The organism is Sphingomonas sp. Root710, from assembly GCF_001429065.1.
Taxonomy (GTDB): domain Bacteria; phylum Pseudomonadota; class Alphaproteobacteria; order Sphingomonadales; family Sphingomonadaceae; genus Rhizorhabdus.
In genome coordinates this window covers 266,065-277,775 of sequence record NZ_LMIB01000015.1, presented here as the reverse complement: position 1 = coordinate 277,775, position 11,711 = coordinate 266,065, and the positions used below count along the sequence as shown (strand labels likewise).

Annotated in this window: 11 protein-coding genes and 1 tRNA gene; 8 read left to right on the top strand and 4 right to left on the bottom strand. The window is 64.9% G+C overall.

Annotated elements, in window-relative coordinates; genetic code table 11:
- Nucleotides 1-43: 43 nt before the first annotated feature.
- Complete coding sequence (locus ASE00_RS16370; RefSeq protein ID WP_056382247.1) at nt 44-718, top strand: glutathione S-transferase family protein; 675 nt, start codon at nt 44-46, stop codon at nt 716-718.
- Between the two features lie 18 nt (nt 719-736).
- Here ASE00_RS16370 and ASE00_RS16365 read toward each other — a convergent pair whose 3' ends face one another.
- Nucleotides 737-1,186 carry a cupin domain-containing protein gene (locus ASE00_RS16365; protein ID WP_056382245.1) on the bottom strand — a complete coding sequence of 150 codons (450 nt, stop codon included), beginning with the start codon at nt 1,184-1,186 and terminating at the stop codon, nt 737-739.
- 50 nt (nt 1,187-1,236) lie between these two features.
- On the opposite strand from ASE00_RS16365, the gene dapE reads away from it, so the two are divergent.
- A complete protein-coding gene (gene dapE, locus ASE00_RS16360; protein WP_056382243.1) occupies nt 1,237-2,370 on the top strand; it encodes a succinyl-diaminopimelate desuccinylase in 1,134 nt (377 codons plus the stop codon).
- A 42-nt stretch (nt 2,371-2,412) separates the two neighbouring features.
- Nucleotides 2,413-2,497, top strand: a tRNA-Leu gene (locus ASE00_RS16355).
- A gap of 24 nt (nt 2,498-2,521) precedes the next feature.
- On the opposite strand, the gene ASE00_RS16350 is transcribed toward ASE00_RS16355, so the two are convergent.
- On the bottom strand, nt 2,522-2,941 hold the full coding sequence (locus ASE00_RS16350; protein ID WP_200957950.1) for a response regulator: 420 nt from the start codon (nt 2,939-2,941) through the stop codon (nt 2,522-2,524).
- 196 nt (nt 2,942-3,137) lie between these two features.
- On the opposite strand from ASE00_RS16350, the gene ASE00_RS16345 reads away from it, so the two are divergent.
- From ASE00_RS16345 to ASE00_RS16330, 4 genes are all read left to right on the top strand, one after another.
- Nucleotides 3,138-4,226 (top strand): NAD(P)H-dependent flavin oxidoreductase, encoded by a 1,089-nt coding sequence (locus ASE00_RS16345; protein ID WP_056382240.1) that lies wholly within the window; start codon nt 3,138-3,140, stop codon nt 4,224-4,226.
- 270 nt (nt 4,227-4,496) lie between these two features.
- A complete protein-coding gene (locus ASE00_RS16340; RefSeq protein WP_056382237.1) occupies nt 4,497-6,659 on the top strand; it encodes a hypothetical protein in 2,163 nt (720 codons plus the stop codon).
- Complete coding sequence (locus ASE00_RS16335; RefSeq protein WP_056382235.1) at nt 6,656-7,396, top strand: hypothetical protein; 741 nt, start codon at nt 6,656-6,658, stop codon at nt 7,394-7,396. Before ASE00_RS16340 ends, ASE00_RS16335 begins: the two co-directional genes overlap by 4 nt.
- Nucleotides 7,396-8,466 carry a GSCFA domain-containing protein gene (locus tag ASE00_RS16330; RefSeq protein ID WP_056382233.1) on the top strand — a complete coding sequence of 357 codons (1,071 nt, stop codon included), beginning with the start codon at nt 7,396-7,398 and terminating at the stop codon, nt 8,464-8,466. The genes ASE00_RS16335 and ASE00_RS16330 overlap by 1 nt, the downstream gene beginning before the upstream one ends.
- Before the next feature lie 22 nt (nt 8,467-8,488).
- Here the strand turns inward: ASE00_RS16330 and ASE00_RS16325 are convergent, their stop codons facing one another.
- Both ASE00_RS16325 and ASE00_RS16320 read right to left on the bottom strand, forming a co-directional pair.
- The gene (locus tag ASE00_RS16325; RefSeq protein WP_235538717.1) at nt 8,489-9,301 is read right to left on the bottom strand and encodes a glycosyltransferase; all 813 of its coding nucleotides are present in this window, start codon (nt 9,299-9,301) and stop codon (nt 8,489-8,491) included.
- 311 nt (nt 9,302-9,612) lie between these two features.
- Nucleotides 9,613-10,704, bottom strand: a complete 1,092-nt coding sequence (locus ASE00_RS16320) for a polysaccharide pyruvyl transferase family protein (protein WP_056382229.1) — start codon at nt 10,702-10,704, stop codon at nt 9,613-9,615.
- A 137-nt stretch (nt 10,705-10,841) separates the two neighbouring features.
- Here ASE00_RS16320 and ASE00_RS16315 point away from each other — a divergent pair, with 137 nt between their 5' ends.
- Entirely contained in the window at nt 10,842-11,669 is an 828-nt protein-coding gene (locus ASE00_RS16315; RefSeq protein WP_056382227.1) for a glycosyltransferase family 25 protein, read from the top strand.
- Nucleotides 11,670-11,711 lie beyond the last annotated feature (42 nt).

Genomic DNA, 11,711 nt, shown 5'->3' with positions numbered 1-11,711 from the left:
AATGCTTCCGCTAAAGCCGCCCCATCAACCCCGGGAGGCGCGCATGACCCTCAAGCTCTATATCGGCAACAAGGTCTATTCGAGCTGGTCGCTGCGCGGCTGGCTGGCGGTGAAGCAGTCTGGCCTGCCGTTCGCGGAAGAGGTCGTCTCACTTTATGATGAGGCATGGGTGACGCGCCGTGAGGCGCCCGAGTTCGCCGCGTCGAACGGCAAGGTGCCCGTGCTGTGGGACGGCGACGCGGCGATCTGGGAAAGTCTGGCGATCATCGACTATCTCGCCGACAAGACCAGCCGCGACCGCTTCTGGCCCGCCGAGGACAAGGCCCGCGCGCTGGCGCGTTCGATCGCGTCCGAGATGCACGCCGGCTATTCGGCGCTGCGCCAGCAGCATGGCATGAACCTGCGCAAGGTTTATCCGCCCGAGCCGCTGACCCCCGAGGTCAGCGCGGACATCCAGCGGATCACCTCGCTCTGGGATCAGGCGAAGCGCGGGTTCGGGCAGGGCGGCGATTATCTGTTCGGCGCGTTCGGCGCGGTCGACATCATGTTCGCGCCGGTCGTCACGCGATTCCGTACCTATTCGATCGCGCTGCCGTCGCTGGCGTCGGATTATTGCGAGGCGGTGTGGAACCACCCGTTCATGATCGAATGGAGCGAGGGTGCCGCGGGTGAGAGCTGGGTGATCGACAAGTTCGAACGCGCCGCCGAGCAGGCCTGATTCCAGTCTCCCCGGGCTTCAGAAGGGCGTGCCGTCCTTGTGGAAATAGCCCTGGCGCTGCCAGTCGAACATTAGGTCGATGTCCGAATAATGGCAGGGGCTCTGCGGCTGGCGGCCGATCGCGATGAAGGTGCAGTCGCCCTGGCCCTCATTGGCGATGTGATGGCCGTTGGCTTCGCCCTTGGGGAAGGCCACGCAATCGCCCGCGACGAGCGGCGTCCGGCCCTTGTCGTCGATCAGCGTCGCCTCGCCCGCGATCATCACCACGAACTCGTCCTCGCCTTCATGCCAGTGCCGCTGGCTGGACCAGGCACCGGGCTTGAGCGTCACATGGTTGACGCCGAAATCGCTGATCCCCGCTACCGATGCGAGCCCGCGTTTCCATCGCCCCTGCACCGCCCGATCATGGGGTGCGGGGTAGCCGGTGCTGTTGTTGAGCGGGATCGCATCAAGGTCGATTTTCGGCATCGGGTGCGCTCTCCTTTGCAATCGAAGGACGGCCAAGCTAGGCGGGCGTCGTGACCGATGCAATCGACCCCGTCGCGCTGACCCAGCGCCTGATCGCCTGCCCCAGCGTGACCCCGGCCGACGCCGGCGCCATGGCGGTGATAGCCGAGGCGCTGGAGGGTATCGGCTTCACCGTGCATCGCTTCGCGGCGGGGGAGGCTCCCGATGGGCCGGTCGAGAATTTGTTTGCGACACGCGGGAGCGGTGGGCCGCACTTCGCCTTCGCCGGACATAGCGACGTCGTGCCGCCGGGGGAGGGCTGGCAGGGCGATCCCTTTGTGCCGGAGGTGCGCGGCGATCTGCTCTATGGGCGGGGCGCGGTCGATATGAAGGGCGCGATCGGCGCATTCATCGCCGCGGCAGCCCGTACCCAGGGGCACGCGGGCACGCTCAGCCTGATCATCACGGGCGACGAGGAGGGCCCCGCCACCCATGGCACCGTCGCGCTGATCGACTGGATGAATCAACGCGGCGTCCGGCCCGACCTGTGCCTGGTCGGCGAGCCGACCTCGACCCACCGGCTCGGCGACATGGTCAAGATCGGGCGGCGCGGGTCGGTCAATATCTGGATCGAGAATGAGGGTGCGCAGGGGCATGTCGCCTATCCGCATCTCGCCGACAATCCAATTCCGGCGCTGATCACGGCGCTCGACGCGCTGGCGGCGCTCCACCTCGACGACGGCAATGCCTGGTTCCAGCCGTCGAACCTGGAGATCACCACGGTCGACGTCGGCAATGGCGCGACCAACATCATCCCGGCGGTGGCGAAGGCGCGGATTAACATCCGCTTCAACGACGAGCATAGCGGTGCGAAGCTGGTCGAACTGGTGCGCGCGACCGTCGTCGCCCATGCGCCGAACGCGACGATCCGGCCGGTGATATCGGGGGAAAGCTTCATCACGCCGCCCGGCGACTTCTCGGGCCTGATCGCCGCATCGATCGAGAAGGTGACGGGGCTCGTGCCCGAACTGTCGACCACGGGCGGGACCTCCGACGCGCGGTTCCTGTCGCGCATCTGCCCGGTGGTGGAATTCGGGCTGTGCAACGCGACGATGCACAAGCTCGACGAGGCGGTGGCGGTGCCGGACCTCTACCAGCTCAGCGACATCTATGAGGACATCATCCGCCGCATCTTCCGCGTCTGAGCGGTTGCACACGGTGAGCCAGGCGTTATAGCTGCGCGCCGTGCGGGCGTGGTGAAACTGGTAGACGCGCCGGACTCAAAATCCGGTTCCGCAAGGAGTGTCGGTTCGAGCCCGACCGCCCGCACCAACTTCCGATCGGATAGCCCAGCCGTCAGCCGCGCTGCGAGGCCGCTCTGGCGCTCCCCAGGAAACCAAGTTGCTGATCGATGATGAGCTGGAGCTCGGACAGCCGGTACGGCTTGGCCAGGAAGGCGCAGCCGATCGGCAGGCGGGACACTTTAGGATCGAAATAGCCCGACACGGCGACCAGTCCGATGGTAGGCCAGCGGCTGCGGACGGTGAAAGTGAGCTCCGCGCCGTCCATCTCACCGGGCATATTTACATCGGTGAAGACGAGGTCGATGTCACTCGACCGCTGGGCTAGATGTTCGAGCGCTTCGACCGCACTGGCGGCCGCCAATGTCCGGTAGCCAAAGCCCTCGAGCGCATCGACCGCGAATTGCCGGACAGACGGCTCGTCCTCAACGACCAGGATCAGGCAAGCGGGAACGCCATTATGCTGATCGCCCATATATCGTGCCTTCCCCAACATTGCGGCCCGAGGCCCCGTGCCGACTCGTATAAGGAAAATTACGTATCGGCCAGTAGCAATCGATTGCTAATGCATGAAGCCGGATGCCAAACATCACTGTCGATCGGCCTGCATCGCCCTTTCCCCGGCAAGAAACATGCTATGCACTTCGCGCATCGGGCCGGGAGGCATAACGATGGACAAGGCGGACGCTAAAGCGCTGGTCACGCTTCTGGGCATCGAATTGCCAGTGATCCAGGCGCCGATGGCGGGTGCGACCACCCCTGCCATGGTCGCGGCGGTGAGCAATGCGGGCGGCCTCGGCTCCCTGCCGAGCGGGCTATACTCGCCGGATCAGTTCGCCGCCGCCATCGAACAGGTGCGGGCCGCTACGTGCCGCCCCATCGCGGTCAATCTGCTGTGCCATAGGGCTTCGCCCGATGATCCCGTTCGCCAGCAGGCATGGCGTCAGCGACTTGCCGCTTATTATGTCGAGGCTGGGCTAGATCCCGCCATGCCGGTTCCGTCCGGCGGCCGTGCGCCGTTTGATGAGGCGCTGTGCGAGGTCGTGGAACATTATCGCCCTGAAGTGGCGAGCTTCCATTTCGGCCTGCCCGATCCCGCACTGCTCGAAAGGGTCCGGCGCGTCGGCGCGAAGCTGATCTCGTCGGCGACCACCGTCGCCGAAGCCCGCTGGCTGGAAGCGCGGGGCGTAGATGCGGTGATCGCGATGGGAGCCGAGGCGGGGGGACATCGGGGCAATTTCCTGAGCGACGACATGAATATGCAGCTGGGTACATTTGCGCTGGTGCCGCAGATCGTCGACGCCGTGTCGGTTCCCGTTATCGCCGCGGGGGGCATCTCGGATCAGCGGGGTGTGCGCGCGGCGTTCGCGCTCGGCGCATCTGCGGTGCAGGTGGGCACCGCCTATCTCTTCACGCCGGAGGCCGGGATCGCGCCGGTCTATCGGCAGGCGCTGACGGAGGGCAAGGGAACCGCGCTCACCAATGTCTTCACTGGGCGGCCCGCGCGCGGCATCGTGAACCGGTTGATGTCGGAGCTTGGACTGATGTCGGATCTGGCACCGCCCTATCCGACGGCGGCGAGCCTCGTCGGGCCGCTTCGGGCCGCGGCCGAGGCGGCTGGGCGCGGTGATTACAGCCCGCTTTGGGCGGGACAGGCTTTTCCTCTGGCCAAGCCCATGCCTGCGGCGGCGCTGACACGGTGGCTGGCGGCGGCAATAGCTGAAGAGGGAGGCGAGGACGCGGCGGACCGGGCTTCGTGACCGGCGCTCTCGTCTCCATTGCGGGTTTATTTTAAGCCTCGCCATAATCGCGCCGCAGCGCCGAACCGTGCCGGAAGCTTAGACGAAAGTTTGTCTGGAAGTGCTCTTTCGGCTTGCTTTGTCGGGCCGTTCGGCTAAACCGGGAAGGTCATTAGTCAGAATCCTCCAGAGAATAACCCGGCCCAAAAAGCCGGGTTATTCGATTCTGGGAGAGGCTGAACTTGCTCCCGCCGCTCGCCACCCTGAAATCGCGATGCTAAGGCATTGGCGATGGCCTTATTTGTCTTCTGGGGGGAACAGGGCGCGGGGCCGGGCGCTGCCGAACAACTCGACGCCTGCCTGCCCGGCGAATCCCATATCGTGCCCGAACAGCCGAGTCGCGGCAGTGTCGATACGCCGGCGGGGCGCTGGCACTTCATGGCCTTTGCGACGACCACGCACTTCTACTCCGCCGAGCGTCAGGTCTGGCAGGCCGATGGCAAGGGCGTGTGCGTCATCCACGGCTTGATCTGGCGGATCGCCGCCGATGGCCCTCGCCTGCTCGACGCGGCTGACGTCGCCGCGCTGCTCGACCGGCCAGACGCCGCTTGGCCCGACGATATTTCGGGCGAATATGCGGTCGCGCGGCTCCACGCCGACGGTACGCTCATCGCCTTTTCGGATCGCGCCGGGCTCCACCAGCTCTTTCATGGTTCGGCGGGATCCTATGTCGCAGCCAGTCGCGCAGCGCTGGTGGCGGCGGTGACCGGCGATCGAACGCCCAATCCGGATGGCCTCTCCTGGCTGCCGGCAATGGGCTACCGGGCCGGCACGGCGACGGCCTATCGCGCGGTCACCCAGCTGGCGCAGGGGCATGTTCTGACCATCGGGCCCGATCATCAGACGATCCGGCCCGCGTCCTCGCCCGTCATCGGCTTCTCCGCCGATCGGGGATATTCCCCGGCGCTCGATGCGGTGCTCGACAAAGGCATCGTGCAGGCGCGCGCGGCGATCCGCCTCGGTGTCGGCGCGGATGGGCCGATCGATCTGCCGATCACCGGGGGGAAGGACAGCCGGGTCATCCTTGCCCTGTGTCTGGCGGAGGGACTGCGCGACCGGTTGCGTTTGTTCACGCGCGGCTATGCCGGGCATCCTGACGTGATCGCGGGGCAGGGGATCGCCGAAGCGCTGGGCCTGCCGCACCGGCGCGAACCGCCCCACGGCAGTGACGAACCCGCTTATTGGAGCCGTGCCCACTTTTTCGGGAAGCTGATGGCGCAGACCTGGCAGACCGATGGCATGGTCGGCGGCTGGGACCTGATCCTGGGCGAACGCGTTGCGGCTGAGACGCTGATTACCGGTCATATGGGCGAGGTGCTCAAGGCCTATTCGAAGAGGCCGCTGCCCGAGGGAATACTCGATCCCGTGGCGATGGTCCGGTTGCAGGCGCCATTCGATCCGATGGGGCTGTTGCTGCCCGAGGCCCGCGAACGGCTTTGCGAGCAGTTAGGCGATCAGATGGAGCTGGCGCGCCGGGACGGGGCCGGCGAGGCCGATCTTCCCGACATCTTCTACTATCGCAACCGTATCCCCAACTGGCTCGGCGCGATCCGGGCGATCAAGTCGTTCGAGCGCCAGCCGGTCGTCCCGCTCGGCGCGCCGGCGCTGCTGGGGCTGGCCTTCCGGCTGACGGCCGAGGAACGCAAGGCGGAACTGCTCCACTACAAGATCGTCGAGCGTTGCGCACCGGATCTGCTCGGTCTGCCCTTCGCCATGCAGCGCTGGGACGCGCGGCTGCCGGGAGCGCCGCAAACCGATCCGGTCCTCCCCGGCGCGGACGCGCCGCCGGTTTTCGGCAACTGGCAATTCTCGCTCAACCATAATGCCGCGATCCGCGCGGCGCTGGCCGCCGAGGTCGAGGCGCGGCCCGATCTGACGCTGTGGCGGTCGATCGATCGCGCCGTGCTGCTCGACCGGTTGCGCAACCGCCGGCTGGACTATTTCGACGGGATAAGCATGCTCGGGCTGGTGGTGGCGATGTTCCAGGAAAGCGGATTGGTTCAGCCGACGAAGATCGGTGGCACGGGCGATGCGGTTCCCGCAGGGGCGGCTTGCGCCGATTATCCCCGCCCCGCGATCACCGGGCATCTCGACGCGATCCGGGCCGCGGGCGACGCGCTGATCTTCGACGGCTGGGCCCATGCGCGCGATTTCCCGGCGGCGCAGGTCGCGGTCGAGGCGCGGCTGGACGGTGTCTCGCTCGGCATTGTCGCCGCCGATGGCGAGCGGCCCGACCTGATCCCGCACGGCATGGGGGATGGGCGGCATGGTTTCTCGCTCGGCATTCCCCGCGATCGTTTGCGGGCGGCAGCGGGCGGCGCTGCGCGAGTGCAGGTGGCAATCGCGCCATTCGACAGTGACCATGTGATGGCCACCCCCGAGATCGCCCTGTGAACCGCGCGATCCTCGTCATCGGACAGAGCCATGTCGCCGCGATCCGCGCGGCGGCGAAGGCACGGCGCGAGGCCGACCCCGATCGCCCGCGTACCCGGGTGATCCATACGATGGAGCCGCAATATGCGCCGGAGGTCGTGGGTGAGGGCGACGAGGCGGGGTTTGCAGCTGCCCTGGTCGAGACGATCCGCGACCAGATCGATCGCCATGCCCCGCTGGTCGTCTCCGTGAGCGGCGGCAATGTCCACAATGGTTTCGCGCTGATCCGCCATCCGCGGCCCTATGATTTCCTGCTGTCGGCGGAGGCGGGGCCGCCGCTCGATCCGGAGGCCGAGCCGCTGTCCGAGGCACTGGTGCGCGCCGCACTGGAGGACGGGCTGGCGCGCGACCGCGTCCGCCTGCGTGAGATCGCGCGGATAGCGGTTAACGTGGTGCAGCTCGAATCGCCGCCGCCGCTGGCCGACAATGCCGTCATTGCCGAACAGGCCGACGCCTATTTCAGGAATCGCGCGATCGGCGATCTCGGCGTCGCCTCGCCGGGGCTGCGCTACAAGATATGGCGGCTGCATTCGCGCATCGTCGCGGGCTATTGCGCCGCGCTCGGCATGCGCTTCCTGCCCGTGCCGCGCGAGGCGCAGGATGCACAAGGCTTCCTGCGGTCCGAATTCGCCGGCGACGCTACCCACGGCAACCAGGCCTATGGCGAAGCCGTGATCCGCCAGCTGGAGGCACTGTGATGCCGCATCCCTATCGCGACCTGCCCGACAGCGCCTATTGGCGGCGGTCGATCGTCGGCAAGGGGCCGGTGATCGACCCGCTCGCGGGCGATTTCCTCACGCTGGCGCGCGAAGACAAGGTGGCGACGGCGGGCAGCTGCTTCGCCCAGAACATCGCCCGGCACCTGAAGAAGAGCGGGTTCAACTTTCTCGTCACCGAGGGCGCGCACCCCATCATTCCCGCCGCCGACGCCGAGCGCCATGGCTATGGGCAGTACAGCGCGCGCTACGGCAATATCTACACCGCGCGGCAGCTGCTCCAGCTGTTCGACCGCGCGTTCGGGACATTCGCGCCCGCCGAGGATATCTGGCCCGCGCCCAACGGCGTGCGCGTCGTCGATCCCTTCCGCCCCACCATCGAGCCCGAGGGCTTCGCCAGCGAGGCCGAGCTGCGCGCCGACCGCGCCCACCATCTCGCGCGGGTGCGCGAGATGTTCGAGACGCTCGACATCTTCGTCTTCACGCTGGGCCTCACCGAGGGCTGGGAGTCGACCGTCGACAGCGCGGTCTTTCCGTTGTGCCCGGGCGTATCGGGCGGGGTCTTTGAACCTGCGCGCCACGCTTTTCACAATTTCCGGGTGAGCGAGGTCGTCGCCGATCTCGACGCTTTCGTCGCGCGGCTGCGCGCGATCAATCCGGCCGCGCGGATCATCTTCACCGTCTCGCCGGTGCCGCTCGCCGCGACGATGAGCGGTCATCATGTCCTTGCCGCCACGACCTATTCGAAGTCGGTGCTGCGCGCCGCGGCGCAGGAACTGGTCGAGACGCATGACGGGGTCTTCTACTTCCCCTCTTATGAGATGATCATGGGTGCCCCCGCCGGCGCTCGCTTCTTCGCCGACGACATGCGCAACGTGACCGAAGAGGGGGTGGCGCATGTCATGGCGGTGTTCCTGCGCCATGCCGCCGGAATCGAGAGCGCCAGTATGCCCGAGATTTCCCCGGAAATTCCTGACGAAACGATCGCCGCCGCGAAGCAATGGGTCGAAGTCATGTGCGATGAGGCGATGCTCGACGCTGAGGACGAATGACACAGGGCGTCGCCCGGCAGGTTCAATGCGGCAGGTGATGATCGGCTAGAAAAGCTCGCACATTGTCGAGGAAGCAGCTTCTCTCGCGCTCGAAGGCACGCCGCGCGGCTCTGCCCAATTCCTGCCGGTCGGTGTGGCTCAGGCTCAGCGCCCTATCGACGGCGTCTTCGATAAGCAGTTCGGTGGTGGTGAAATTGGTGCCTGCCATCAGCGGCTCGCTGCTCGTGGCGGGGATGAGAATGCCGCTATCGGAGGTGACGAGCTCGTTCATCGGCGGCGCATCCAGGGTGAGCACCAACGCGGACATCGCCCGGCTCTCGTTGATATAATGGCCGAAACCTTCCGTCCCCGATGGGCAGAGGTGAATCCCGCCCCTCGCCAGGTCCGCGAAGAACTGCTCGTCCGATTTGACGAAATCGAACAGGCAGCTGATGTTTTCATCGGTCAGCCATCGTCCGGTACGTAGCGCCATATCCGGACCATATGCCTGCAGCATCAGCCGCGGGAGGTCCGGACGCCGTTGCCATATGTTCATCAACAATTGCGTGTGCCGGGTCCTCGCCTTCCCCCTGAAATGGCAAAACGTATCATAGTTTTGCACGGTCTTGCCGGGATCAGCCGAGGTGAAACCGAGAAAGTGATGCGACGCCTTCGCGAAGCGCGGCTGCAGGCAGCCAATCGAGAAGCGGGTCTTGTGAAGCACGACATCGATCGCTCCTCCCTTCGTCTCGATATCGCGAGGATCGAGCCATTCGGGATTGGGCAGCAGCGCGCGTACCTCATACCGATCGAGATACTCGCGATGGAACATGCGTTCGATCATGACGGCGACCACGCCCACTTCATCGGGGTCGCCCGACCTTGGTTCACAGGCATTCTCCGGCCTATAAAAGCCCTCGTCCCGCCAGAGCAGCCGCGCTTTCACCGCTCCGGAAGAAGCCCATTCAAAGGCGCTGGCAAGAAGCGAAGCGCACCGCGACAGCCCCTTGCTCCAGTTCGGGCAGTAAATGTCGATCTGGTTTCGGTTCATCTCCGGCCAGGCCACTCAATTTTTCTCAACGTGGGTCGTTTGGATTCAGACCAAAAGTTACGAATCCGAAACAACAGGTCAAGCTTTGTGCCGCCGCTTGTGCGCGATGTCGGCAACTAGGCGAGAAGCGCGGTCTTGAAGGTGGACAGCGCCGCCGCGGCGGCATCTCGGCTGCGCGCATGGACCGGGTGAACATCCCGGGCGTTCGCCGCCGTCTCCACCTTGTCGATGATCCGCCCGACGTGTTCAGGCGACAGGAGCTTCGATGCGATAGCTGCATAGAGATCCTCGGAATCGAGGTCGCGCAACATCACGCGCTTCTTGAAGTCGCTGACCGTCGAGGTCTGGGCGTTCTCATCAGCGCCGATCACCACTGGGGTCGTGCCGATCCGGATCGCATTGACGGCCAGATGATAGGTGTCGGTAAGAATCGCGCCGCAATCGCGGATCTGAGTACAGAGCCCGAGGAAATTCTCGTGGAAACGGTTGCGTGGCAGCGCCAGCCATTTGTTCAGGAACAACGGCTTATATCCGCGACGCGTCAGCTCGGCCGTCAGGTCCTGCTTGTTCGCGATCGGCGTCCGCTCAAGAAACACTCCGATCTGCTTCAGATTCTTTTCCGCTGTTCCGATGGGCAGGTCCGGCAGGAGGAAGGCCGCGTCACAACCCTGCGTTACCATATTGGCCGAGAGCGACGGGAAGTGGCTGCGCAGCTCCCGGGTCGACACCGAATCGCGGGGCATGATCGAGGTGAAACGCTCATAGAGCGGTGCCAGCGATGCGAGGTTCATCTTGCCCTTGACCGCTCCGAGCGTCTGGAAGTTCTGGGCGAAAGAAAAAAGCTGAGGCCCCGATGCCTTGCGTCCGCGCATCATGAACACATCCAGCCAGATGTTGAAGACCTCGCTCTTCGACAGGGGGCCGTCGTGCGAGTTCAGCTGCGAGGCGAAATCGTCGAAGGCGTAATAGGGGCTGGTCGTAAAGTCCCCCCAATAGACGACGCGATCGTATCGCATCAGCGGCCCGGCGTCGGAAATCCGGTAGATCGGCACCTGTCCGGACTTGAACAGGCTGTTCGTGCGCCCGCCCGAAGCCACGAAATAATCGACGGTATGGCCGAGCGATTCGAACAGCCTGAAGGCGGCCAGATCGACCGAATACATTCCAGTGTTCGCCCAGTTATGGGCCAGGACGACGGCGATATTCATCGGATTTTCCGATTCCCCCTGAGCAGGCCGAACAGATCAGGCCATCATCGCGCGCGAAACCCCATGTGGCGCTGGTTCTGATCCGCAGGTGGCTTAAAAGGCGGGGCGTGGCAATATCGGATTACTCGGATCGGCATATGCAGCGAGCAGACATCAGGGGCTTCTATATCAACCTCGATCGGTCGCCGGAGCGGCGGGCGTTGATGGAGGAGGGGCTGGCGCGATGCGGCCTCGGCGGAGCGATCACGCGATTTTCCGCACGGCAGGGCGACGACCGGCCGAAGGGCATCAGTGCGAACGAGCTCGGCTGCTTCCTGTCGCATCAGGCGATCGTCGATTCCATTGCCGATGACCGGCCGACGCTGATCCTCGAGGACGACATCTATTTCCCTCCGCGTTTCGAGGAGTATCTATCCATCATCCTCGAGAAATGCGCCGGGCATGAATGGGACATCCTTTTCCTGAACAAGATGATCAGCTTCACCGACATGCGCGCGGTCTATCAGATGATCCGCAAGAAGCGCGCGGCCGGGGATATCTATTCTGACCAGTTCCGGAACTTCTCTATAGAGGAATGCAAGGGCCTCTACATATCGGGCGCCGGCGCCTACCTGATCCGCCCCGGCGCGGCCGGCAAGGTCGCGGCGATATTGCGGAAGACGGCTGAGGACAATTACCCCAAACCCGTCGATATCACCTATCTCAACGCCATCAATGCGGGCACACTGAAGGCCAAGTTCGCGTTCCCTTATATATTGGGCGTCCATTCCCAGCTGGAATCCACGCTCAAGCAACGCGCCGGGGGGGACAATGGCCCGCTGTTCAATGACATATTGAACCTGTTCGTCGCTGGTGGCGATATCGACCGGCTCCGGCTGGGCGCCTTCGACGCGGTGCACGACATCCCCTTCGACGCCGACGCGTTCATCGCGAGCCAGATATTGTATCGGCGACTCACTCGCTAGGCCGCCGGGCGATCACCGGAATGATAGGCGGTGGACGACTAT

What these genes read in the sequence shown, in the direction of transcription:
- ASE00_RS16340 (WP_056382237.1), top strand. Translation starts at nt 4,497, where the DNA reads ATGGCCTTATTTGTCTTCTGGGGGGAACAGGGCGCGGGGCCGGGCGCT.
- ASE00_RS16345 (WP_056382240.1), top strand. Translation starts at nt 3,138, where the DNA reads ATGGACAAGGCGGACGCTAAAGCGCTGGTCACGCTTCTGGGCATCGAA.
- ASE00_RS16320 (WP_056382229.1), bottom strand. Translation starts at nt 10,704, where the DNA reads ATGAATATCGCCGTCGTCCTGGCCCATAACTGGGCGAACACTGGAATG.
- ASE00_RS16330 (WP_056382233.1), top strand. Translation starts at nt 7,396, where the DNA reads ATGCCGCATCCCTATCGCGACCTGCCCGACAGCGCCTATTGGCGGCGG.
- ASE00_RS16370 (WP_056382247.1), top strand. Translation starts at nt 44, where the DNA reads ATGACCCTCAAGCTCTATATCGGCAACAAGGTCTATTCGAGCTGGTCG.
- ASE00_RS16315 (WP_056382227.1), top strand. Translation starts at nt 10,842, where the DNA reads ATGCAGCGAGCAGACATCAGGGGCTTCTATATCAACCTCGATCGGTCG.
- ASE00_RS16350 (WP_200957950.1), bottom strand. Translation starts at nt 2,941, where the DNA reads ATGGGCGATCAGCATAATGGCGTTCCCGCTTGCCTGATCCTGGTCGTT.
- ASE00_RS16365 (WP_056382245.1), bottom strand. Translation starts at nt 1,186, where the DNA reads ATGCCGAAAATCGACCTTGATGCGATCCCGCTCAACAACAGCACCGGC.